We start from the raw sequence: 24,061 nt of genomic DNA, 5'->3' as shown, positions 1-24,061 counted from the left end.
GGATTCCCAGCGGGTTTGTACGTAGGGAAAGGGTATGTACGTCTGAGCCGCCTTCGGCGCCTTCCCCTCTCTCGCTGCGCGGGAGCGGACGCACCCGGTGGCTTGGCAAAGCCAGATCCACGGATGCACTGGCTTTGACGTGCGCCAGTTTTCATGGGCCGTAGCACTTTACGACGACCAGCGAGTGAGGGCACGCCACCCCTCGGGCGGATCGCCTGACACCGGCGCCCCCCAGAAAAGCGCACCCGCATGTCTGGCTCCGCCACTTCACAGAGTTCGCACCGTCCGGCGGGAGGGCACGCATCACCCCGAGGGCAGTGCCTCGTGGGGCTGCCAGTACCAGGCTACCGATACCCCACAAACAGGATCGCGATGTTCACCAGCAGGGCTGCAGCCCAGACGGCGCTGCGCACCGTCGGCATGTCGGACACGTACATCAGGATGTAGAACACGCGCAGCATCACGTACAGAAAAGCCAGGATGTCGAGCAGCGTCTGCCCGGCACCCAAAAGGTGCGCAATGATGACCGCACCGATGAAGAACGGCAGCGTCTCGAAACTGTTGGCCTGCGCCGCGTTGGCGCGCGCGCGCCAGTCGGTCTGGCGCGCCATCCAGGCGCGCGGGTCGTGGTTGTCGAAGCCGCCGTCCTTGCGCGGCTTGCCCCAGTTGCCGCTCTTGGCGAGCCATGAACAGGCCAGCGGCAGCAACGCCGCGATCAGCACGCACCAGTAGGCCACCGTAAACCGTGCGACATGCATGGTGGTATTCATTTTGTATGCCTTTTGGGCCGCTACCGCTTGGTACGCAAGCGCTAGCAGCTATTAAATTGTGAGTATTCTAACGACTCGGCATGGGCCCCGGCCGCGGATTCGGTCAGCGGCGGTCCGACAGCGCATGCGCGATGGTGCCCAGGTCCACGTACTCCAGCTCGCTGCCCACCGGCACACCGCGCGCCAGCCGTGTCACGTGCACGCCGCGGCTCTTGAGCGTCTCGCTGATCACATGCGCCGTGGCTTCGCCCTCGGCATTGAAATTGGTGGCCAGGATCACCTCCTGCACCCCCTCCTCGGCAGCGCGCTGCAGCAGCTTGTGCAGGCCGATCTCCTTCGGCCCCACACCATCGAGCGGACTGAGCCGCCCCATGAGCACAAAGTACAGCCCCTTGAACGCACCGGTGCGCTCCATCGCCGCCTGGTCCGCCGGCGTCTCCACCACGCACAGCCGCGACGCATCGCGCGACGGGTCCAAACACGTGCTGCACACCTCGGCCTCGGTGAAGGTGTGGCAGCGCGCACAGTGGTGCACCGACCCCACGGCATGCTGAAGCGCCTGCGACAACACCTGCGCCCCCTCCCGGTCATGCTGCAGCAGATGGAACGCCATGCGCTGCGCAGACTTGATCCCCACCCCCGGCAACCGGCGCAGCGCCTGGATCAAAACGTCTAGGGAATCGGTGGTGGACATGGAGTGGGATGGAAATCTGGAAAACTTGGGGTACGTGTGGCGCCAAGAACGGTTTCGACAGGCTCAGCCCGAAAGGCTGGAGGTGCGTGCCCTGGCTTCGACAGGCTCAGCCCGAACGGCTGGGGTGCGGATGCTGGCTTCGACGAGCTCAGCCCGAACGGTGATTTAGTGGGAGAAGGCTTCACCCTAGCAAAGCCGCAACCACGAACCACCCACTAAAAAATTTCTTGCTGAATCCGGTATTCAAACGCCGCCGTCAAGGGCGTAGCGAGCTGCTAGGCGGACGGAGCGCAGGAACCGGAACGTACTTGAAGTACGTGAGGATTCCGAGCACCGCCCAACGACGCAGATCGCCCGCTCGGTAGCCATCCTCAGAACGGGAATTTCATGCCGCCGGGGAGGCCTGGCATCCCCTGCGTCAGCTTGCCCATCTTCTCCTGCGAAGTCTCCTCCGCCTTGCGCACCGCCGCGTTGAACGCTGCCGCCACCAGGTCTTCCAGCATGTCCTTGTCTTCGGCCAGCAGGCTCGGGTCGATGGTGATGCGCTTGACGTCGTGCTTGCAGGTCATCACGACCTTGACCAGGCCGGCGCCGGATTCGCCCTCGACCTCGACGAACGCCAGCTCGTCCTGGGCCTTCTTGAGGTTGTCCTGCATCGCCTGGGCTTGCTTCATGAGGCCGGCGAGTTGTCCTTTGTTGAACATGGTGTGTTTCCTTTGCTTTCTTTCTGGTTGATCGATGCCCCTGAAGGGGCCTGAATTCGGTATCTGAAATGCACAAACAACATTGTGCTTTGCAACGCCGCAAGCCTCAGAAACGGGCGCTCCACAGGCCAGTGCACTCGTGGAATTGGCTCCGCCAGGCCACCGAGTGCGTCCCCCTCCCGCGCAGCGAGAGAGGGGCTGAGGTCCGCGACTCCAAGCCTGCCCGCGCAGGCTTGGACGGTCCCGAAGAGCAGCAGCCTCTGGCGGCTGCCCCGGGGTGCACGGGCGACTCAGGGGGAGCTTCATCCTCTACACCGGCTTGATGCTGCCCGGCACGATTTTCGCGCCGTAGTCGCGCACCAGCGACTGCACATAGGGGTCGTTGGCCACGATGTCCTCGGCGCGGCGCTGGCGCTCGGCCGCGGCCGCGGCGTTGCGGCGCGCGGGGCTGTCGATGACCACACCCACCTCCACGCTGATCTGGCTGGCATGCCCGGCATTCTCCAGCGCAGCGCGCAGGCGCTCGCGGGCCGTGGCCTGGTTGAGCGATTCGCGCTCCACCCGCAGCAGCCAGTGCGCACCGTCGCGCGCCACCAGCTGGGACTGCAGGGCCAGTTCGCGCACCAGGGCGGTGATGGCTTCTGCCGCCACCAGTTGCTGCACGGTGGTGTGCCACACGTCGCCCTCTTCGGTGGGGGTGTAGCGTGAGGACACGGGCACCGGGGCCGAATGGGGTGTGGGCTGCATGCGCGCGCCGGGCTCGGGCGCCACACGCACGGGTATTGCTACGAATTCAGGAGCGCCTTGCGCTGATTCAGCTTGCGGCGGGCGGGCATTGCGCTCAAAACTTTGGGCATCGCGCACAGGCAAGGCCATGGCCGTGCCGGAGGCTGCGGGCGCCACCGCGACCACTGCGCCGCCCGCCTCTTCGTCGGAGCCCGGCCAGGGCGGCGGTTCCGACGATGCATCATCATCAGACATCGCGGCGGCAGGCGCTGCCGGTGGTGCGGAAGGAGACGGCGCGGCGGCCACGGCGGCCGCAGCGGGGGGCTGCACTGCCGGTGGCTGGGGCGCGACGGCAGCGGTTTCTGGTGCCGCAGCAGGCACTGCAGCAGCCACGGGCCGCACGACGGCCGGCGCGGCGTGCGTCACCGCCGGAGCAGGAGCAGCCGCAGCGACCGGTGCAGGTCCTGCGGGGACTTGCACCGGGGCGGTTTCAGCCCGCGTCAGAGTTTTTTTTTCAGCCGATTCGCCGCTGGGCTTGAAGGCCAGGAGGCGCAGCAGCACCATGGTCAACGCGGCGTACTCGTCCGGCGCCAGGCCCAGCTCACCGCGCCCGTGCAGACACAGGCTGTACAGCAACTGGGTTTCGTCGGCGGGCAGCACACTGGCCAGGCGTGCCGTTTCCACGGCTTCAGGGTCGTTGGCATCCACGGCAGCGGCCATCTGCGGCACGGCCTGGAACACCGCCATGCGCTGCAGAACCGCGCTCATCTCTTCCAACGTGGAAGCAGCAGATAACCCGTTGAGGCGCAGCGTATCGGACGTTTCCACCACCGCCCGGCCGTCGGCCTGCGCCAGGGCGTCGATCAGGCGGAACACGTACGAGCGGTCCACCGCGCCCAGCATCTGGCGCACGCCGGCTTCCTGCAACTGGCCGCTGCCGAAGGCGATGGCCTGGTCGGTGAGCGACAGCGCATCGCGCATCGAGCCGCGCGCCGCGCGCGCCAGCAAGCGCAGGGACTGGGGTTCGGCGGGCACGTTCTCTTGCGCCAACACGCGGGTCAGGTGGTCGAGCACGGTCTCGGGCGCCATGGGCCGCAGGTTGAACTGCAGGCAGCGCGACAGCACGGTGACCGGCACCTTCTGCGGGTCGGTCGTGGCCAGCACGAACTTGAGGTATTCGGGCGGCTCTTCCAGCGTCTTGAGCATGGCGTTGAACGCTGTGTTCGTGAGCATGTGCACTTCGTCGATCATGAAGACCTTGAAGCGCCCCGCCACTGGTTTGTACACGGCCTGCTCCAGCAGGCTCTGCACCTCGTCCACGCCCCGGTTGGAGGCGGCGTCCAGTTCGGTGTAATCCACGAAGCGGCCGCTGTCGATGTCGGTGCACGCCTGGCACACGCCGCAGGGCGTAGCGGTGATGCCGCCATGGCCATCCGTACCCTGGCAGTTGAGCGACTTGGCCAGAATGCGCGACACCGTGGTTTTGCCCACGCCCCGAGTACCGGTGAACAGGTAAGCATGGTGCAGCCGCTGCTGCGTGAGGGCGTTGGTCAACGCCTGCACCACGTGCTCCTGCCCCACCATTTCCGTGAAATTGCGGGGACGGTACTTGCGGGCGAGCACGAGATAGGACATTCGGTCGATTCTACGGGTTGGGCCGGGCGATTGGGCAGTCCGCGGTGATGGGGCACCCGACCACTGGGACTTGTGCGTGCGGCAACCCGCACCGACTTGGAGCCGACCGACGGGCTGAAGCCTTTCGGGTGCTGTGGCAATGCGCTCCCACCCAAAAAAGCAGCCCCACATCCGGCGTACAATCGTGGGTGACGGGCCTCCCCGCATGGTGAAGCGGCCAACCGGGTCAGGTGGGGAACCAAGCAGCCCTAACTGTGGAGTCAGTGCCGGGGGTAAGGCTCGTCAACTTCTTCTTTTTTCTTTGCCTATGCCGCGCTGCACCTCTGCAGGCGGCGCAAAGATCGCCAGAGTGCCGTTCGTGCTGCTCTGGATTCACATCAGTTCCTTCTGACCAAACTCTCTGGCCTTTGCGCGTCGATGCGCACAAGGCACGGCGTAGCGCGTATTGTGCGCAGCGCCGCTGACGCTCAGCCATTGCATACGCCTGCCCCAACACCCCGATACCCCGACACCGCACCCACGGAGCGCCCGAAATGTCGGCGATTTCCCACGCGGCTTTGAGGCGATGGATGCTGAACCCCAAAAAGGCCTCGCTGCACACTTTGTTGCATCGCTTCATCCTTTCTTTTCATGGGTGCCGCAATGCCAAACATCCACACAGCGCAGGTGTCTTCCAACCAACCATTCGCGGCAACAAAAATTCTTGGGTTGTGCAAAGCCCGCTCACCGAATAGTGCCGCCCCGCGCACCGCCGTGACGGTGCGGGCGAGCACGTTGATGACTCCGTGCCTCACCCTGGCGCTCGCAATGCCTGCCTTTGCGGCAGACACCAACACCTTCGGTGACGAAGCCATGCTGGCGTTGCAGACCGAAACCCGCACCGCCGCGTCGCCCACGGCCTACGAAGTCAACAGCTTGTTGCTACCGCAGCTGGGCGATGTCCCGTGGAGCAACGCATCCCAGCGCGCCGGTGGCGCCAGCGGAGCCAGCGCTTTTGCCAACACCACGCAGCACATCGACGTGACGCGCTGGCTCACGCCCGATGCGCCGCGCAGCGTGGGCTTCTCGCTGGGGATGACGTCGGCTGCGCCGTCGGCGAGTGCGCTCTCCTCCCATGCCAGCGCTTTCAACAACAGCAATGGCGCAGTCGCCCCCACCAGCCTGGACCTGGGCGTGCGGTGGCGCTCGCGCCTGGACAGCGGCCGGCACCTGGATGTGTCGGCCTGGGCACAGACGCCGCAGCTGTCGCAGTCGCCCGATGCCATGGGCCTGATCTGGCAACAGCAGCAGCCGGTGTACGGCACCCGTGTGGAGATGCAGTGGGCTTCGTCGCGCACCCGCGGCCTGGTGCCGGAGTTCGGCGCCATCGGGGTGCAGCTGCAGGGCGGTTCGCGCCTGGTGCTGCGGGCGCGCAAGGGCGGGCCCATGCTGTACTACCGAGCTAAATTCTGACCCCCCTGAAGCTCTGACTCCCCCCTGAAGCTCTGACTCCCCCTGAGACGCTGCGCGTCTTCCCCCCGAGGGGGACGCACCCGGTGGACCGGCGGAGCCGGATCCACGGGTGCGCTCGCGGTGGTGACGCGCCAGTTTTAACCGTCGCGCCCTCTCAAACGCCTTGCGCCAGCCAGCGCAGGGCGCCTTCGGCGGCCACGCGGCCGCTGGCCATGCTGGCGGTGAGCAGGTAGCCGCCGGTGGGGGCTTCCCAGTCGAGCATTTCGCCGGCGCAGAAGACGCCGGGCACTGCCGTGGCCATCAGGCTCGGGTCAAGCGCTTCGAAGGCCACGCCGCCTGCGGTGCTGATGGCTTCGTCCAGCGGGCGGGTGGCGACCACGGTGATGGGCAGGGCCTTGATGGCGTGGGCCAGGGCCACGGCGTCGTTCACGCCGTCCTTGCCCAGGTGTTCGTACAGGATGCCGGCCTTGATGCCATCCAGCCCCAGGCGGCTCTTGAGGTGGCTGGACAGCGAGCGCGATCCGCGCGGGTGGCGCACTTCGACCAGCACACGCTCGGGGCTGTGGTCGGGCAGCAGGTCGAGGTGGAAGGTGGCGTGCCCATGGGCCTGCACTTCGTCGCGCAGCAGGTGCGACACGGCGTAGACCAGGCTGCCCTCCACGCCCGTGGCGGTGGCCACGAACTCGCCGCGGCGGCTGAAGGTGCGGCCCTGGCTGTCGGTGAAGTTCAGCTGCACGGTCTTGAAGGGCTGGCCCGCAAAGCGCTCGGCAAAGTGCGGCGTCCACCCCACCACCGGGGCGGGCGTGCGGCCCAGCAGCTCCTGCAGGAATTCGCGGCGGGTCTCGCCGGTGGGCGCGGCCGAGCGCATGACGTCGAAGCCGCAGTTGGACGGCCGCAGCGGCTCCACGGCCACGCCGCGCTCGGCCAGCAAGGGCACCCAGGCGCCGTCGGACCCCAGGCGCGCCCAACTGCCGCCGCCCAGGGCCAGCACCACGGCGCGCACGCGCACCGTCGATTCGGCAGGCTCACCGCCCGCCGGTGGAGCAGCAAACCGCAGTGCGCCATCGCCCGCCCAACCCAGCCAGCGGTGGCGCATGTGGAACTGCACGCCCTGCCCCCGCAGGCGCTGCAGCCAGGCCCGCAGCAGCGGGGCGGCCTTCATGTCGGCCGGGAACACGCGGCCCGAGGTGCCGACAAAAGTCTCCACCCCCAGGCCTTGTGCCCAGGCGCGCAGCGCGGGGCCGTCAAAGCCCTGGAGCAGCGGCGCGACCTGGGGCTGCCGCGATCCGTACCGCCCCACGAAGGCGTCGTGCGGCTCGGAATGCGTGAGGTTGAGCCCGCCCTTGCCGGCCAGCAGAAACTTGCGACCCACGGAGGGCATGGCGTCGAACAGATGCACGCCGACGCCGCCCTGCGCCAGCACTTCGGCCGCCATCAGCCCGGCGGGGCCGCCGCCGATCACTGCGACTTCGCAGTGCAGGTCGGCCACCGGGTCGGGCGAAGAAGGCGTGGTTGTTGTCATGAAGGAAACCTTGTGAAGGGGAGCGTGTGGCGGTAGCGGGTAGCGGCGTGCCAGGTTCAGAACAGTGAACGCTGGGGCGAATCGGAGTCGGTGCCCGCAGGCGCAGCGGGCGTGGATGTGGGCGCGGGCGCTGCAGGCGGCGCAGCGGGGGCCGGAGTATGCCTGATGCCCTGGCCGCTCCCCGCGGGGGCGGCCGGATGGGCGGGGCCAGCGGCAGCTGGCGGCGCCAACACTGGTGCTGGTGCTGGTGCTGGTGCTGGTGCTGGTGCTGGTGCTGGTGCTGGTGCTGGTGCTGGTGCTGGTGCTGGTGCTGGTGCTGGTGCTGGTGCTGGTGCTGGTGCTGGTGCTGGTGCTGGTGCTGGCGTTGGTGCTGCTGCCTGCGCCACCACTGCGGCGGGTGGTGCCTCCACGGCAGGCGCGGCAACCCTCGCAACCTCGGCATTACCCTCCTGCACGATCACCATCCGCCCATCGCCTGTCAGGAAAGCTGCGCGCACCGGCTCGCCCGGCGTCTGGCGCTGCACTGCGTCGCGGTAGCGGCGCAGCTGGGCCATGAGAGCGGGCTGGCGCTCGGGCTCGGCGGCGCTTTTGTAGTCGAGCACCCACCAACCGGCACGCTCGGCCGGTTGCGTGCAGTGCACCAGGCGGTCCAGGCGCAGGCTCTGGCCGCCGTGGCGCAGCGGGGCTTCGTTGATGGCGGTGTCGACCACATCAGGGTCCCACGCCCAGGCGCCCTCGCCCGCCAGAATGCGCTGGGCGGTCTGCGCGGCCACCCGGGCCGCGGCGGTGGCGATGTCGAAGTCCTGCGCCAGGCGGGCCACACGCCCGGCGGGCCAGCCGTGGGCCCGCAGGTCGGCCAGCGGCGCACCGGCCACGCCGGACTGCTCCAGCAACTGGTGCATGGCCTCGCCCAGGCGCGATGCGGGGGTGGACGGTGTCGCGACGCCGTGCTCCAAGTCCACCGCGCTGACGGTGGATGCATCTGCAGCAGGCGCTGCGGGGCTGGCGGCAGGCATGCGCAGGTGTTCGGGGACGGGCGGCAGCTCGGCCAGCGTGAAGCGCTCGGGCGATGCGATGCCCGGTGAATTTTCGGCACCACCCTCTTCGGCGTATTCAGCGTTTTCGGGATGTTCGGCGCCTTGGGCTTGCCCCTCTTCTGAGGCATCCGGGCCGTGCACGCGCACATCCTCCATCAGCGGCGTGAGGCGGTTCCACCAGCTGCCCGGCGCCGATGCGCTGGGCTGCACCGACGAGATCGCCAGGCAGTGCTTGGCGCGTGTCATGGCCACGTAGAGCATGTTGAGCTCTTCGCGCTGGCGGGCCTGCTGCTCGGTGGCGAGCACGTCCACCGCGCTGGGCGGCGGGCTCGATTCGCTGGCCAGAAAGACGAAGCCCGTGGGCGCGGTCTGCTCGCCCGGCCAGTCCACCAGCACGCCCATGGTCTCGGCCTTTTGCGAGCGCGTGTCGGTGTCCAGCAGCAGCACGCAGCGCGCCTCCAGCCCCTTGGCGCCGTGCACGGTCAGCAGGCGGATCGCCTGGGCATCGGCACGGCCCGGCGCGCGCACGCCGCCGCGCTTCATGGCCCGCACAAACGCATAGGGCGTGAGGTAGCGCCCGCCGTCGTGCTGCAGCGCGGCCGACAGCAGCGCGCGCAGGTTGGCCTGCACCGCCAGGCGCTGGGTGGCAGGCGCTGCGGCGGCAAAGCGGGCCAGCACGTCGCCGTGCTGGTAGATGGCGTGCAGCGCGTCGTGCGGCGGCAGGCTGTCCACCCAGGCCTTGTATTGCATCAAAACAGGCCCTACCGCTTGATAGTCGGGCGCTAGCAGCTCTGTTTTTTGTAGCAAATCGAACCAGCTGGTGCCAGCGTGCTCCGGCTGGCGGCGCAGCAGGGCCAGCGCCACCAGGGCGTCATCAGGCAGGCTGAACAGCGGCGATCGCAGAGCCCGCGCGAGCGACAGGTCGTGCCCGGTGGACACCAGCGCGTCCAGCAGCGCCACGATGTCCTGCACCTCGGGCGCGTCGAACAGGTCGGCTTTTTCGGGCTGCACGCACGGCAGGTGCAGGGCGCGCAGGGCGTCCTGCATGGCCGCCAGGCGGTCGCGCTTGCGGGCCAGCACCAGCACTTCGTTCGGCGGCGTTCCCTGCGCGATCTGCGCGGCCACCCAGGCGGCGGCCTGGGTGCATTCGCGCATGCGCTGGGTTTCCTCGGCCTCGTGGCGGGGCTCGGTCAGGCTGTCGCGCCAGGCCATGGGGTCGGCGCCGGGGCCATCGTCGGCATCCGCGGGCAGGATGGCCGGCAAGCGCAGCAAGGTGCCCGAGTCGGTCGACTCGGTGGTGTGGTCGCGAAAGCCCGTGGTCTCGTGCTGCGCCTGCGCCGTGCCCATCACGTGATTGACGGCGGCGATCACGCCGGTGGCATTGCGGCGCGTGTGGTCGCAGCTGAGCAGGTCGCCCGCCAGGCCGTTGCGCACAAAGGCCTGCGCAGCGATGAACACCTGCGGCTCGGCGCGGCGAAAGCGGTAGATGCTCTGCTTGGGGTCGCCCACGATGAACACGCTCGGCGCCGTGGCGCCGCCGCCCGAGCCCGCGTAGCCCGACAGCCACGCGTGCAGTGCCTGCCACTGCAGCGGGTTGGTGTCCTGGAATTCGTCGACCAGCAGGTGGCGCACGCGGGCGTCCAGCCGCTCCTGCACCCAGCCCGACAGGATGGGGTCGGACAGCATGACCAGCGCGGTGCGCTCCACGTCGTTCATGTCCACCCAGCCGTGCTGGTTCTTCACCGCGGCGAACTCCGCGATCAGCCGCCGCGCCAGGCGTGCCATGCGCTGCTGGTGCTGCCAGGCGGCGTGCTGGCGCCGTGCGAGCAGCAGGCGCTGCAGCTCGGGCTCGGCCTCCTGCGCGGCCGGGAACTTCTCCAGGTTCTTGGACAGCCGGTCTTCCTTGGCCACGAACATCGCGCGGCGCAGCTGGTCGAGCCGCTGGTTCAGGTCAGCACACGCCAGCGCGTCGATGATGGCGTCGGCCGCCTTCTGCGGGGTCTTGTTGGCTTCGGCCCCCAGGGCCTTGGCGCGGGCGAGCCAGCGCTGGTGGCAGACGTCGCCCTGCAGCGCATCGGCCGGGTCGTTACGGCCTGCGAGGTCTGGGTACGCCGCCTGAAAGGGCGGCACCGAGGCATCCACCACGCCCACCGCATCGGCCAGGTCGAACTCCACGCGCTTGGACAGCGCAGCCGCCAGCGCCTTGTGCGTTTGCGAGCGGCCGTGCTGGGCCACCACGGCTTCGTAGTCGGCCCGCAAGTCCGGGCTGTCGGCCACGGCCTGCAGGAAGGGGCTCCAGACCTCGCGCACGGCCTCGGCGTCGTCCTCCAGCAGCTCGAAGTGCGCGGGCAGCCCTTGCGATTGCAGCAGCGCCAGCGGGGCCGTACCCAGCAGCGCGGCAAACCAGCTGTGGAAGGTGCGGATCTGCACCGGCCGCCCGCTGGCCAGCATCTGGCGGTATAGATTTTGTAGCGCCTCGCGCTTGTCCAGAGCGCCCTCGGGGCTGATTCCGCGCGCCATCAGCTCGCGGGTCAGGTCGGGCAGCGGGGCATGGGCAAAGGCTTCCAGCCACTCCTGCAGCCGCTGGCGCATCTCGCCCGCGGCCTTCTTGGTGAAGGTGATGGCCAGTATCTCGTGCGGCGCGCAGCCATCGAGCAGCGCCCGCAACATGCGGGACACCAGCATCCAGGTCTTGCCTGCACCGGCGCAGGCTTCCACCGCCACGCTGCGCTGCGGGTCGCAGGCGATGGCGTAGAAAGCCTCGCGCGAGACGGGCCTGCCGTTGTGTTCGTAGGCGGCGTTCATTTAACGAGCCCCTTTGAAGAGGTCCTTTTGAACGGCGATGAGCAAGCGGACGTTGAAACTGGCGCGGTCAAGGCGTGGAGACACCGAGCAAGGGCCGCCCCGCAGCGAGGGTGTCGTCCCCCTGCCCGCGTAGCGCAGCGAAGCGAGAGCGGGGGGAAGGCGCGCAGCGCCTCAGGGGGGTGCACTCTACTCATTCCAGAAATCCTTACGACACAACCCACGCGCCGCGCAGTACTCGCACACCATGCCCTCTCCCAGCGCAGGCAAGGGGTCCCCCGCGGCGATGCGCTCGAAGTCGTGCTGTATGCCTTCGACGAGCAGGTCGCGCAGGTGCACCACCTCTTCCTGTTCGTGCATCTGCGTCTCGCCGCGCTCGCCCACGTTCACATAGGCGGCGCGCAGCGTGTCGTGGCTGAGCAGCGCGGCGTAGAACGCGAGCTGGGTGTCCTCGGCGCCAGACTGGATGCGCTTTCGCGTCACGGTGTCGTTCTCGGTCTTGTAGTCGATGACCAACGTGGAAGCATCGCCCTGCGCAGCCACCGCATTGACGGCGTCTACAACATCCACGCGGTCGAGCGTGCCGATCAGCTCCAGACTGCCCAGCGGCTGCGTGGTGCGCAGCTCGGCCTGGCGAAAGTGGGCGCCGGTCTGCTCGTGCTGGGCCAGCCAGCGCAGGTAGCCGTCGCGCACCTGCGGCCAGCCGGCCGCAAAGGGCAGGAAGTCGCCCGCGCCCAGGCCCTGCTGGCGCGTCACGGCCAGGGAGGCGGCGTCCATGCGGGCCACGCGCTCTGCGGGGCTCTGCACCGGGTCGGCCAGCAGCGCCTCATGAAAGTGCTGCAGCACCGCATGCAGCCAGTTGCCGAAGTCGCGCTTGTCCACGTCGGCGGCCAGTTCATCGGACTCCTGCAAGCCCAGTTGGCGCAGCGCGAAAAAACGGTACGGACAATGCCGCAGGTCGGAATACGCCGTGGACGACAGGCGCAGCACGGGCAGTCGATGCCCCTGGGGCTGGGGCCGCTCGGTGGGGGCTGCGTCCACCGTGCGCTGCGTGCGGCTGTCCACGCCAAACGGTGCCTGGCCATCCAGCTGCAAGGCCAGCACCAGCGGGCTGGCCAGCAGGGGCTCGCCGCCCTCGTCGCCGGTGCGCCACAGCACATCCACGGCGGGGGTCTGCAGCGCGTGTTGCCACGCGGCACGCTGGGCCATCTCTGTCGATGCCCGCGTGGGCAGGCCCCAGGCTTCGCGCTGCGCCTGCGTCCACTCGCCCGGAGGCTCTGGCGCGGCCTGCAGCCGCTTCTCGTCGCAGCCGGGCAGCACCAGCGCGGCAAACGGGCGCGCCAGCAGTTGGGGCATGGGCAGCACCACCACGGGTGCGTCGCCGGTGTGCATGGGCACATAGCGGGCGGCCTCCAGCACTTCATTGGCCCAGCGCGTGAACTCGGCCAGCGTCATGCGGCGGCCTGCGCCCTCGCCCCAGCCGTCGAGCTCTGCCTCTTGCCCGTCTTGCAGGCGCAGGGCCGACAGCACGCGCGCGCCGGCGGCGTCTTCCTCCAGCACGGTCCATTGACCGGTGTCGACCAGCAGTGCACGCAGGGCCTGCAGCCATTCCGGCAAGGTCCGCGCGGCCCGCAGGCTGTCGCGCCAGGTCTGCACCTGGGCCACTGCAGGCGCCACTTCGGGCACGCTGGCCCAGTCGTGCTGTGCCGCATGGCCCCACGATGCCATGGCGGCCTTGCGCAGTGCGCGCTCCAGCCGGGCGAGCAAGGTGGTGTCGACACTGGGCACGTGTTTGAGCCAGTCCAGCACGGCGTCGGACGTCGCATCCCACGCGCAGGCGGTCAGCGCGGCCATCAGGCGCGCCGCGGCCCGGGTGGTGGACAGGGTCCAACCGTTTTCATCGCGCACCGAAACGCCGGCGCTGGCCAGATGCGCCCCGATGCGGCGGGTGAGCGCGCGGTCGTTGGCGGCCAGGGCCACCGGAATGCGCCCCGCGGCCAGGTGCGCCAACACACAGGCGGCGGCGCGCTGGGCTTCGTCTTCGGCGTCCTGCGCCGCGTGCAGCGCAACGTGGCCCCGGCCGACCGCGGGGCTGTCGGCAGACGGGTTCCACAGCGACAGCGACGCTGCCTTGTCGCCCCAATGCGCCTGCAGGGTCTGCGCCAGCGCATCGGGCTGAAAGCCGGGCAGCAGCACCAGCGCGTCGACCGATCTTGCGACGCCGGGCTCGAACAGCACGTCGGTGGCGTGGCGCGAAGCCAGCACCCATTCGAGCGCAATGCGCGCCACCACGGCCTCGAACCGCAGGGCCGAGCCTTCGTCCGCGGGCGGGAGCAGTGCGCGCGCCTGCTCGCCCCAGGCCTCGCGCTGCGACGGCGGCACGGCAGCCACTGCCGGTGCCAGCTGGGCCGCCGCCTCCTGCAGGGGCGTGGCCAGCACATCACGCTGCGCCGACAAACCGGCCTTGTCGAGCAACAGGCGCGCGGTGAGCGTATCGCGCGCCACGTCCCCCGCCAGGTCGTCCCCTTGCGGCACGAAAGCCGCCAGTTGGCGCGCCCAGTTGCGCGTGGTCTCGAACCGGGGCGCAAAGCCATCCGGGTGCGCCATGCCCCAATACCGCTGTGCCCAGGGCATCAGCTGCGCATACGGCACCAGCACCACCGTGCGCGCGGGGTGGGCTGCGCACTGCACTATGTGGTGGGCGACCTGGGCCAGAACACGCCGCCACAAGAGGGTGCACTGATCGGTTTTCGCTATGACAGTCATAGCGTCACAGGGCCCGGCCACACCGGTGTACGTGGGATTGGTTTCTGTCACAATGCCCAGACTTTATACGTACCCCGGTCGCAACCCGCCCAGATACAAGGAATACGCCATGGCCAGCGAACTCATCAAACATCTCTCCGACGCCAGCTTTGACGCCGACGTGCTGCAAGCCGGCACCCCGGTGCTGGTGGACTACTGGGCCGAATGGTGCGGCCCCTGCAAGATGATCGCCCCCATCCTGGACGAAGTGGCCGGCACCTACCAGGGCAAGCTGCAGATCTCCAAGATGAACGTGGACGAGAACCGCGAGATCCCCGCCAAGTACGGCATCCGCGGCATCCCCACCCTGATGCTCTTCAAGGACGGCCAACTGGCCGCCACCAAGGTCGGCGCCATGAGCAAGGCCCAGCTGACCGCCTTCATCGATCAGCAACTGGCCTGATCCTCCCCATGCCCCGCAGACCTGGCAGTCTGGCGGGGCATTCTTTTCTGTGGGCTTGCGCACGGTGGGTAGCGCGGGCAAACGATCAAATCGCAAGCCCCTGAATATCCCGATTTTTTTCCTGTCATAATTCTTTCCGATCACCGGCCTGCACGCATTGGCAGCCGGAACAAGATCCACGGCATGCCAGGCCTGCAAACAGCAGCTTTCCCGGCACCTGCCCTCTCCCCCAAGATTCACACCAGCTCCGCCAAGGAGTCACTCCATGCACTTAAACGAACTCAAGGCACTGCACGTGTCTGAAGTCCTGAAGCAGGCCGAAGAACTCGAAATCGAAAATACCGGCCGGATGCGCAAGCAGGAGCTGATGTTTGCCATCATCAAGAAGCGCGCCAAAGCCGGCGAGCAGGTGTTTGCCGATGGCGTTCTGGAAATCCTGCCCGACGGCTTCGGCTTTCTGCGCAGCCCCGACACCAGCTTCACGGCCAGCACGGACGACATCTACATCTCGCCCAGCCAGGTGCGCCGCTTCAACCTGCACACCGGCGACATGATCGAAGGTGAAGTGCGCACGCCGAAGGACGGCGAGCGCTACTTTGCCCTGACCAAGCTCGACAAGGTCAACGACGGCCCGCCAGAGCAGAACAAGCACAAGGTGATGTTCGAAAACCTGACGCCCCTGTTCCCCAAGGAGCAGATGCGCCTGGAACGGGACTTCAAGGGCGAAGAGAACATCACCGGCCGCATCATCGACATCATCGCGCCCATCGGCCGCGGCCAGCGCGCGCTGATCGTCGCCCCGCCCAAGAGCGGCAAGACGGTGATGATGCAGCACATCGCCCACGCCATCACGGCCAACAACCCCGATGTGCACCTGATGGTGCTGCTGGTGGACGAGCGCCCTGAAGAAGTGACCGAAATGCAGCGCACGGTGAAGGGCGAGATCATCGCCTCCACCTTCGACGAGCCCGCCGCCCGCCACGTGCACGTGGCCGAGATGGTGATCGAGCGCGCCAAGCGCCTGGTCGAGCTCAAGAAGGACGTGGTGATCCTGCTTGACTCCATCACCCGCCTGGCCCGCGCCTACAACAACGTCGTGCCGTCGTCCGGCAAGGTGCTGTCCGGTGGTGTGGACGCCGCCGCGCTGCAGCGCCCCAAGCGCTTCTTCGGCGCGGCGCGCAAGGTCGAGGAAGGTGGCTCGCTCACCATCATCGCCACCGCACTGGTCGACACCGGCAGCCGCATGGACGAAGTGATCTTTGAAGAATTCAAGGGCACCGGCAACTGCGAAATCCACCTGAACCGCCGCCTGTACGAAAAGCGCGTGTTCCCCGCCATCGAGCTCAACAAGAGCGGCACGCGCCGCGAAGAGCTGCTGCTGGCGCCCGAGATTCTGCAAAAGACCCGCATCCTGCGCCAGTTCATGTACAACATGGACGAGATTGAGTCGATGGAGCTCATGATCAAGAACATGAAGGCCACGAAGACCAACGTGGACTTTTTCGACATGATGAGAAGAGGCGGGTAAGCCCCCCTGAGTCGCCTTTGGCGCCTTCCCCGGGAGGGGGACGCCACCCGTGGCCTGGCAGAGCCAGTTCCACGGTGGCACTGGTCTTGGGCCGCGCCGGTTTCCATCGCTATGACGGATGCGCAGCGACGTTGAAAAAGACACATATTTGCCCTGTGCCATAATAGAGGGCTTTTTCTGCGGAAAGTACGCTGGATGTTCCACGGCGCAAAGGTTGCACCGGGTTCAGCACGGCTCCCGCACTTGACAAGGATTGATCATGAAAGAAGGCATTCACCCCAACTACCGCGAAGTCCTGTTCTCGGACCTGTCCAACGGTTTCAAGTTCGTGACCCGTTCGTGCGTGAACACGAAGGAAACCGAAACCTTCGAAGGCAAGGAATACCCGCTGTTCAAGCTGGATACCTCTTCTGAGTCGCACCCCTTCTACACCGGCACGCAAAAGTCGGTTGACAACATGGGTGGCCGCGTCGAGCGCTTCCGCAACCGTTTCGGCAAGACCGCAGCGAAGTAATTCGCCTCCTGCGCGTTACCGCCACAAAAGGCAGCCCGGGCAACCGTGCTGCCTTTTTGCTTTGCAGCGGCTGGTTCGTGGTGGGCATCACCGCGCTGGCCACGGGCCGGCGGGGACAAGAACGCGGGAGTTTTTGATCCCGACGCTGGCGGTCCCTGCATCCTGTATCGTTTTGGTGCGTTTTTGCGCTTATTCTCGACGGCTCCGCTTTTGCTGCCTTTCTGACGCGTGACTCCTCCCACCCCCGCCATCGTGACCCAAAGCGCCGTCCGCCCCCTGCCGCGGTGGGCGCTGCTGTTGCTGTGCATCGCCTATGTGGTGCCGGGCTTCGTGGGCCGTGATCCCTGGAAGAGTGCGGATGTCACCGCATTCGGCTACATGCTGGAGCTGGCGCAGCAGCGCACGCCGTGGCTGGCGCCCCTGCTGGGCGGCATGGCCCCCGAGACCGAGGGGCTGCTGCCCTACTGGCTGGGCGCCTGGGCGATCCAGATCACGCCATCGTGGCTGCTGTCGCCCGAGATGGCGGTGCGCGTGCCCTTTGCCGCGTTGCTGGTGATCACCCTCATGGCCACTTGGTACGGCGTGTACTACCTGGCACGCAGCCCGGGCGCGCAGCCAGTGGCCTTTGCGTTTGGCGGCGAGGCCAACCCGCCCGACTATGCCCGCGCGATCGCCGACGGCGCGCTGCTCGCCCTGATCGCCTGCCTGGGGTTGGCCCAGCTGTCGCACGAGGTGACCAGCTATCTGGTGCAGCTCAGCTGCACTGCCCTGCTCTTCTTTGCCGTAGCGGCCATGCCCCACCGCACCGTGGCCCCTGCCATCGCGCTGGTGGTGGGCATGCTGGGCCTGACGCTCGCAGGCGCCCCGGCGCTGGCCACCTTGCTGGGCGTGGGCAGCGTGGTGCTGGTGGTGCTGGCCCCGGGCAGCAGCACCGACCGCCGCCTGCCCTGGACCCTGGCGCTGGCCGCCATCACCGTGGTGGCTGCGCTGGTCGCCTGGAAGCTCGACCTGTGGCGCTGGCGGATCGTGGGCGCAAATTTTGGCGGCAAGGAATGGCAAAGCCTGGCGCGGCTGCTGCTGTGGTTTGGCTGGCCCGCCTGGCCCCTGGCCCTGTGGACCCTGTGGCGCTGGCGCAAGCAGATCTTCAGCCGGCAAGGCCATCGGCACCTGCTGCTGCCCCTGTGGTTTTCTGCCGTATCGATTGCCGCCACGCTTACCACGCAGCCGGCGGACCGGGCGCTGCTGCTGGGCCTGCCGGCGCTGGCTGCGCTGGCTGCTTTTGCCCTGCCCACCCTGCGGCGCAGTGTGGGCGCGCTGATCGACTGGTTCACGCTGCTGTTCTTCACGGTGTCGGCCCTGGCCATCTGGGTGATCTGGATCGCGATGCAGACGGGTGTTCCGGCCAAGCCGGCGGCCAACGTGGCCAAGCTCGCGCCCGGCTTCGTGCCGCAGTTTTCTGCACTGGCGCTGGTGGTGGCCCTGGCGGCGACTGCCGGCTGGTGTGTGCTGGTGTGGTGGCGCGCCTCGCGCGACCGCGCGCCCATCTGGAAGAGCCTGGTGCTGCCCGCTGGCGGCGCGGCGCTAGGCTGGGTGCTGCTGATGACGCTGTGGCTACCGCTGCTGGACTACGCCCGCAGCTACGGCCCGCAGGTGCGCGCGGTGCAAGCAGTGCTGGGCGCCGACCCGGGCTGCGTGCAGACCGTGGGTCTGAGCCGCGCGCAGGTGGCCGCGCTGCAGTACCACGGCAACCTCACCCTGGAGCGCGCGGGCCTGCAGGACGAGTGCAACTGGCTGGTGGCGGACATGGAGTCCTGGCCCGCGTCCGAGCGCATGGTCAACGCGGCCCGGTGGGAGCGCATGGCCGTGGTGCCGCGCCCTACCGACAAGAACGATCACCTCCTGGTGTTCCGGCGCGCAGCGCGGTGACACACTCCCCGGCCGGTGAGTACCGTCCTTAAAGCGGACGGACGCCAGCGGCTGGGCAAATCCGCTTTGACGGCGCCTGCCGGCCTGAACCGCGCCGCGTGCCGCATGCTGTGGGCGCAAGGCCTGCGAGCGCTGACAGCCGCGTGCAGAACAACAAGAAACTGATATGTCCGAGCTATCCACCATCTCCCGGCACGCCATCACTGTGCTGACCGGGCAATTGGCCGTCATGGCGTTCGGCGTGACGGACACCATCGTCGCGGGCCGCTACGGCGAGGCTTCGCTGGCCGCGCTGTCGGTCGGCTCGGCCATCTTCATCAGCGTGTACGTAGCGCTCATCGGCGTACTGCAGGCGCTGCTGCCCGTGTGGGCAGAGCAGCGTGGCGCCCAACAGACCGCAGCCATCGGCAGCTCGTTCCGGCAGGCGCTGTACCTGTGTGCCGCGGCCTCGGCGGTGGGCATGGCCATTTTGCTGTCGCCCGGCCCTTTGCTGCGCTGGACGGAAGTGCCTCCCGCCCTGCGCGCCGAAGTGGGACGCTATCTGGCGGTGCTGGCCCTGGCGCTGCCACCGGCCCTGCTCTTTCGCATCTACAGCACGCTGAACCAGGCGCTGGGCCGCCCGCATCTGGTCACCTGGCTGCAGGTGGGCTCGCTGTTCATCAAGCTGCCGCTGTCGATCTGGTTCACTTTCGGGGGCCTGGGGCTGCCTGCGCAGGGCGTGGTGGGCTGCGCCTGGGCGACGCTGGTCGTCAACTGCAGCATGCTGGGCCTGGCGGTCTGGCTGCTGCGCACGCGCGACATCTACGAGCCACTGCAACTGTGGCGGCGCATCGAGCCGCCCCACTGGCCCACCATCGCCAGCTTTGCGCGGCTGGGCGTACCCGCGGGGCTGGCGGTGATGGTGGAGGTGACCTCTTTCACGCTCATGGCGCTGTTCATTGCGCGACAGGGGACCATCGCATCGGCCGCGCACCAGATCGCGTCCAACCTGGCGGCCGTGCTGTACATGGTTCCGCTGTCGCTGTCGATTGCCACCAGCGCACGCACCAGCTACTGGCTGGGGGCGGGCGACGCGGTGCGTGCCCGGCAGGTGGTCTTATTGGGTTTCAAGCTTGCTGCGCTGGCTGCCATTGCGCTGGCAGCTACGTTATTCATAGCAAGGCACCGTCTGGGCAGCATCTACTCCAGCAACGCTGCCGTGGTCGCCATGGCCGGGGGCGTGCTGGTGTGGGTGGCCGCCTACCACCTGGCGGACGCCATGCAGACCCTGTGCGTCTTCGTGCTGCGCTGCTACCGCATCACGGTGGCGCCGCTGCTGGTGTACTGCGTGCTGCTGTGGGGCGCGGGCCTGGGCGGCGGCTACCTGTGGGCCTACCACGGCTCGGGCGTATGGGCGGTGACCCCATCGCCCACGCCGTTCTGGTCCGCCAGTGCGGCCGCGCTGCTGGCGACGGCGGCGTTGTTCATGGGCATGGTGTGGCGGGCCGTTCACCGGCACCAGTCCAGCTGAAACCGCCCTGATGGCGCGCTGAGCGGCCCGTCGTCAGATACGAATCGGGCAGCACCCAAGACGCATCTGTCAGAACCTGTCCGCGTCTGGCCGCATCAGATCAGCATCAGGACGCATCAGGCCGTGACCGCTGCGGCAGGCAGCGCAAACCCGCGCAGCCGGTTGGCCGGGAAGGTCACCGCAAACACCGAGCCCTTGCCCAAGGTGCTGGTGATTTCGAGCGTGGCGCCGTGCCGCTGCAGCACGTGCTTGACGATGGCCAGCCCGAGGCCGGTGCCACCGGTCTCGCGCGAGCGGCTGCGGTCCACGCGGTAGAAGCGTTCGGTCAGGCGGGGGATGTGTTCGGGCGCGATACCGGGACCGGTGTCCTGCACCGAAAAGACGGCGCTGCCGTCGTCCTTGCGCTGCCAGGCGATCGTGATGGAGCCACCTGCTGGCGTGTAACGCACGGCATTGTTGATCAGGTTGGACAGGGCACTTTGCAGCTCGGCAGGCACGCCAGCGATCTGGCCTTCCATGCGCAGGCTCTCAGCCCCCGGAAAGACCATCACATGCTGCCGCGGCAGGTTTTGCGTGAGCAGCGCAGACAGCGCGCGCCCCTCTTCCTCGCAGCGCTGCAGCAGCGCCTGCACCGGGGTCCATTCGGCCATGCCGGGCGGCGGGCTGCCTTCCAGCCGGGACAGGGTCAGAAGGTCTTGCACCACGCTTTGCATGCGCTGGGCCTGCTGGGCCATCATCCCGAGGTAGCGGGACCGCTCGTCCGCATTCAACGGCAGGGTCTGCAGGGTTTCCACAAAGCCCGTCAGCACCGTGAGCGGCGTGCGGATCTCGTGCGACACGTTGGCCACGAAGTCGCGCCGCATGGCGTCCGCCTGCTCCAGGGCCGTGACGTCGCGCGACAGCAGCAAGGTGCGCCCGTCGCCGTAGGGATGCAGGTGCACCGAAATCCGCACCGGCCGCGACGGCGTGCTGAAGCGTCCTTCCAGCACCACGTCGTGCGCAAAGTTCTGCTCTGAAAAATACGCGGTGAACTCGGGGTCGCGCACCAGGTTGCCGATGGACTGCATCACATCGCGCTGCGCATCAAAGCCGAACTGGTTAGCGGCCATCTGGTTGCACCACTCGATGCGGCCCTGCGCATCGAGCAGCACCACCCCGTTGGGCGTGGCCTGCAGCGCCGCGAGAATCTCTTGCAGCCGGTCCTGGCTGTCGCGGATCTGCGCCTCCTGCCGGCGCAGCAGACGCCGTGCCCGGTCGGCCGCCTCGCCCCAGATGCCGCGCATGGACGGCACATCGGTCAGGTCGCCCGTGCGCAGCCAGCGCAGGACGCGCACACCGCGCAGCAGGTCCCACACGAACCAGGCCCAGCCGGCCAGCGCGGCACCCAGCACGGCGCCCCACGGCCCCCCCTGCCACCAGCCCAGGCTACCGCCCGCAATCTGCCAGAGCAGAAAATACGTAATTCGCCACAGCATCCGGTCAGCAACGCCTTTTCAAAAACACCAGGGGCGCAACGCGTGCGCCCCGTTCAAGACAGCAAGAAAAACAAGCTCATACGGATTTGCGTTCAATCATTTAATGCCGTTGGGGCTGAGCTTGTCGAAGCCTCGCGCGGCGCTTCGACAAGCTCAGCGTGAACGGGTTTTATATTTTTGAAGGCAAATGGATATCAGGCCTGCAACTGCACCTGCGGCTGCGCCGTGAGGCGGTAGCCTGCGCCGCGCACGGTCTCCACCATGACGGACGCGGACCCGAGGGCTTCGCGCAGGCGCTTGACGTGCACGTCCACCGTGCGCTCCTCGATGAAGACGTGGTCGCCCCACACCTTGTCGAGCAGCTGCGAGCGGCTGTGCACGCGTTCGGCATGCTTCATCAAGAAGTGCAGCAGCTTGAACTCCGTGGGGCCCACCTTGAGCGGTTGGCCCTGGAAGGTCACGCGGTAGGTTCCGGCATCGAGCACCAGCTCGCCGATGGTCACGCTGTCGCTGACCTGCTCCGGCGCGCGGCGGCGCAGCACGGCGCGGATGCGGGCCAGCAGCTCCTGCGTGGAGAACGGCTTGGTGATGTAGTCGTCGGCACCGGCATCGAGCCCCGCCACCTTGTCCGGCTCGTCGCCGCGGGCGGTGAGCATGAGGATGGGGATCGGCTTGGTGCGGCTGTCGGCACGCCACTTGCGGGCCAGCGACAGGCCGCTTTGGCCCGGCAGCATCCAGTCCAGCAGGATGACATCGGGCAGCACGGCATCGAGCTCGCGCTGGGCGGACTCGCCGTCTTCCGCCCAGAAGGGCTGGAATCCGTTGTGGCGCAGATTGACGGCAATCAGCTCGGCAATCGCGGGTTCGTCCTCGACGATGAGGACGCGTGGGAGTTTTCTCATCGCTGGGCCGCCCCCAGGTGAGAAAGCGCTGCGCTCAGAAAGCAGCGTCCCGCGTGGCGGCGAAGCGTGGGGGTGAGTTCTGTCATGGTGTTGCCAAAGCCCTTTCTTCTTACAGCACGGCCGACTCGATCTCGTCGAGGGCAGTGTGGCGCACATCCTTGCCCTTGACCAGATAGATGATCAGCTCGGCCACGTTCTTGGAATGGTCACCGATGCGCTCGATCGCCTTGGCCAGGAACAGCAGGTCCAGGCTGGGGGAGATGGTGCGGGGGTCTTCCATCATGTAGGTGACGAGCTTGCGCACGAAGCCGTCGAACTCCTTGTCGATGAGGTCGTCCTCCTTGAGGATGGCCACGGCGGCCTTCACGTCCAGGCGCGCAAATGCGTCCAGTGTCTTGCGCAGCAGGCCCGAAGCCAGCTCGGCGGCAGTGCGCAGGTCGCTCGACGGCAGCGAGCGCGGGGCGCCGCTCTCGATGATGGAGCGCACCATGCGTGCCATCTTGTTGGCTTCGTCGCCCATGCGCTCGAGGTTGGCCGTGGCCTTGGAGAACGCCAGCAGCAGGCGCAGGTCGCGCGCGGTGGGCTGGCGGCGGGCGATGATGGAGGACAGCTCCTGGTCGATCTCGACCTCCATCGCGTTGATGCGGGTCTCCATTGAGGCGACGGTTTCCACGGCCTCCAGGCTGAACTGGGACAGGGCATAAACCGCCTGGCGGATCTGCGACTCCACGAGGCCGCCCATCTCCATGACGCGGGCGGAGACGCTGTTGAGTTCGCTGTCGAACTGCGAGGAAAGATGTTTATCGGGCATCTCGTTGTCTCCTTAGCCGAAACGGCCGGTGATGTAGTCTTCGGTTTCCTTGCGCTCGGGCTTGAAGAAGATCTGTTCGGTGGCACCGAACTCGATCATTTCACCGAGGTACATGTAAGCGGTGTAGTCGCTGCAGCGTGCGGCCTGCTGCATGTTGTGCGTCACGATGGCAATGGTGTAGTCGTGCTTGAGTTCGTCGATCAGCTCTTCGATCTTGGCGGTGGACAGCGGGTCCAGCGCCGAGGTGGGCTCGTCGAGCAGCAGCACCGAAGGCTTCACCGCCACGCTGCGTGCGATGCACAGGCGCTGCTGCTGGCCGCCGGACAGCGACAGGCCGCTCTGGTGCAGCTTGTCCTTCACTTCGGTCCACAGCGCGGCCTTGGACAGCGCCCATTCCACGCGGTCGTCCATCTCGCTCTTGCTCAGGCTCTCGTAGAGCTTCACGCCGAAGGCGATGTTGTCGTAGATGGACATGGGGAACGGCGTGGGCTTCTGGAACACCATGCCGATGCGGGCGCGCAGCAGGTTGATGTCCTGCTTGGCATCCAGGATGTCCTGGCCGTAGAAGTTGATCGTGCCCTCGGCACGCTGGCCTGGGTACAGGCTGTACATGCGGTTCAGCGTGCGCAGCAGGGTCGACTTGCCGCAGCCCGAGGGGCCGATGAAAGCGGTGACCTTGTGCTCTGCGATGTTGAGGCTGACGTTGCGCAGGCCCTGGAATTTTCCGTAGAAGAAACTCAGGTTGCGCAGTTCCAGCGCGTTCTTGCTGGCAGTGGCGGTAGCGGTGGCGTTCATTGTCAAATCCTGAAAATGGAGATGTCTGGGGGTGCGTGTCTGCGTGTCTG

The 24,061-nt window shown here is 67.5% G+C and carries 18 protein-coding genes and 1 other RNA gene; 8 read left to right on the top strand and 11 right to left on the bottom strand.

Going from position 1 to position 24,061, the window contains the following annotated elements:
• Nucleotides 1–344: 344 nt before the first annotated feature.
• From ACSQ3N_RS10205 to dnaX, 4 genes are all read right to left on the bottom strand, one after another.
• Nucleotides 345–770 (bottom strand): MAPEG family protein, encoded by a 426-nt coding sequence (locus tag ACSQ3N_RS10205; protein WP_056163749.1) that lies wholly within the window; start codon nucleotides 768–770, stop codon nucleotides 345–347.
• A 103-nt stretch (nucleotides 771–873) separates the two neighbouring features.
• On the bottom strand, nucleotides 874–1,464 hold the full coding sequence (recR, locus tag ACSQ3N_RS10200; RefSeq protein WP_436146173.1) for a recombination mediator RecR: 591 nt from the start codon (nucleotides 1,462–1,464) through the stop codon (nucleotides 874–876).
• Nucleotides 1,465–1,835: 371 nt separating this feature from the next.
• Nucleotides 1,836–2,168, bottom strand: a complete 333-nt coding sequence (locus tag ACSQ3N_RS10195) for a YbaB/EbfC family nucleoid-associated protein (protein WP_056163744.1) — start codon at nucleotides 2,166–2,168, stop codon at nucleotides 1,836–1,838.
• Nucleotides 2,169–2,477: 309 nt separating this feature from the next.
• Entirely contained in the window at nucleotides 2,478–4,529 is a 2,052-nt protein-coding gene (gene dnaX / locus ACSQ3N_RS10190; RefSeq protein WP_436146172.1) for a DNA polymerase III subunit gamma/tau, read from the bottom strand.
• A gap of 190 nt (nucleotides 4,530–4,719) precedes the next feature.
• On the opposite strand from dnaX, the gene ffs reads away from it, so the two are divergent.
• From ffs to ACSQ3N_RS10175, 3 genes are all read left to right on the top strand, one after another.
• An RNA gene (ffs, locus tag ACSQ3N_RS10185) (signal recognition particle sRNA small type) lies at nucleotides 4,720–4,816 on the top strand.
• A 246-nt stretch (nucleotides 4,817–5,062) separates the two neighbouring features.
• Nucleotides 5,063–5,263 carry a hypothetical protein gene (locus tag ACSQ3N_RS10180; RefSeq protein WP_436146171.1) on the top strand — a complete coding sequence of 67 codons (201 nt, stop codon included), beginning with the start codon at nucleotides 5,063–5,065 and terminating at the stop codon, nucleotides 5,261–5,263.
• 73 nt (nucleotides 5,264–5,336) lie between these two features.
• Nucleotides 5,337–5,981, top strand: a complete 645-nt coding sequence (locus ACSQ3N_RS10175) for a hypothetical protein (protein ID WP_436146170.1) — start codon at nucleotides 5,337–5,339, stop codon at nucleotides 5,979–5,981.
• A gap of 154 nt (nucleotides 5,982–6,135) precedes the next feature.
• Here ACSQ3N_RS10175 and ACSQ3N_RS10170 read toward each other — a convergent pair whose 3' ends face one another.
• From ACSQ3N_RS10170 to ACSQ3N_RS10160, 3 genes are all read right to left on the bottom strand, one after another.
• Nucleotides 6,136–7,503 (bottom strand): TIGR03862 family flavoprotein, encoded by a 1,368-nt coding sequence (locus tag ACSQ3N_RS10170; RefSeq protein ID WP_436146169.1) that lies wholly within the window; start codon nucleotides 7,501–7,503, stop codon nucleotides 6,136–6,138.
• A gap of 56 nt (nucleotides 7,504–7,559) precedes the next feature.
• A complete protein-coding gene (locus ACSQ3N_RS10165; RefSeq protein ID WP_436146168.1) occupies nucleotides 7,560–11,345 on the bottom strand; it encodes a UvrD-helicase domain-containing protein in 3,786 nt (1,261 codons plus the stop codon).
• 186 nt (nucleotides 11,346–11,531) lie between these two features.
• Complete coding sequence (locus ACSQ3N_RS10160) at nucleotides 11,532–14,108, bottom strand: PD-(D/E)XK nuclease family protein (RefSeq protein ID WP_436146167.1); 2,577 nt, start codon at nucleotides 14,106–14,108, stop codon at nucleotides 11,532–11,534.
• A gap of 109 nt (nucleotides 14,109–14,217) precedes the next feature.
• On the opposite strand from ACSQ3N_RS10160, the gene trxA reads away from it, so the two are divergent.
• From trxA to ACSQ3N_RS10135, 5 genes are all read left to right on the top strand, one after another.
• Nucleotides 14,218–14,550, top strand: a complete 333-nt coding sequence (trxA, locus tag ACSQ3N_RS10155; RefSeq protein WP_056163731.1) for a thioredoxin TrxA — start codon at nucleotides 14,218–14,220, stop codon at nucleotides 14,548–14,550.
• Between the two features lie 265 nt (nucleotides 14,551–14,815).
• Entirely contained in the window at nucleotides 14,816–16,078 is a 1,263-nt protein-coding gene (rho, locus tag ACSQ3N_RS10150) for a transcription termination factor Rho (protein ID WP_056163728.1), read from the top strand.
• A gap of 259 nt (nucleotides 16,079–16,337) precedes the next feature.
• On the top strand, nucleotides 16,338–16,592 hold the full coding sequence (locus ACSQ3N_RS10145) for a type B 50S ribosomal protein L31 (protein ID WP_056163725.1): 255 nt from the start codon (nucleotides 16,338–16,340) through the stop codon (nucleotides 16,590–16,592).
• Between the two features lie 228 nt (nucleotides 16,593–16,820).
• Nucleotides 16,821–18,518, top strand: coding sequence for a hypothetical protein (locus ACSQ3N_RS10140; protein WP_436146166.1), 1,698 nt, complete (start codon nucleotides 16,821–16,823; stop codon nucleotides 18,516–18,518).
• A 166-nt stretch (nucleotides 18,519–18,684) separates the two neighbouring features.
• Nucleotides 18,685–20,028: an MATE family efflux transporter gene (locus tag ACSQ3N_RS10135; protein WP_436146165.1), complete on the top strand. Its 1,344-nt coding sequence runs from the start codon at nucleotides 18,685–18,687 to the stop codon at nucleotides 20,026–20,028.
• Between the two features lie 116 nt (nucleotides 20,029–20,144).
• Here ACSQ3N_RS10135 and phoR read toward each other — a convergent pair whose 3' ends face one another.
• From phoR to pstB, 4 genes are all read right to left on the bottom strand, one after another.
• Nucleotides 20,145–21,503, bottom strand: a complete 1,359-nt coding sequence (gene phoR / locus ACSQ3N_RS10130; protein ID WP_436146164.1) for a phosphate regulon sensor histidine kinase PhoR — start codon at nucleotides 21,501–21,503, stop codon at nucleotides 20,145–20,147.
• Between the two features lie 194 nt (nucleotides 21,504–21,697).
• A complete protein-coding gene (phoB, locus tag ACSQ3N_RS10125) occupies nucleotides 21,698–22,405 on the bottom strand; it encodes a phosphate regulon transcriptional regulator PhoB (protein ID WP_056163714.1) in 708 nt (235 codons plus the stop codon).
• A gap of 109 nt (nucleotides 22,406–22,514) precedes the next feature.
• Nucleotides 22,515–23,216, bottom strand: coding sequence for a phosphate signaling complex protein PhoU (gene phoU / locus ACSQ3N_RS10120; RefSeq protein WP_056163712.1), 702 nt, complete (start codon nucleotides 23,214–23,216; stop codon nucleotides 22,515–22,517).
• A gap of 12 nt (nucleotides 23,217–23,228) precedes the next feature.
• Entirely contained in the window at nucleotides 23,229–24,011 is a 783-nt protein-coding gene (gene pstB, locus ACSQ3N_RS10115; protein ID WP_056163709.1) for a phosphate ABC transporter ATP-binding protein PstB, read from the bottom strand.
• Nucleotides 24,012–24,061 lie beyond the last annotated feature (50 nt).

Origin of the sequence: Acidovorax sp. LjRoot194, from assembly GCF_964253015.1 — a bacterium.
In the GTDB taxonomy this organism is placed as follows: domain Bacteria; phylum Pseudomonadota; class Gammaproteobacteria; order Burkholderiales; family Burkholderiaceae_C; genus Acidovorax.
The sequence above is the reverse complement of the archived record's forward strand: the minus strand, read 5'-3'. Positions and strand labels throughout refer to the sequence as shown.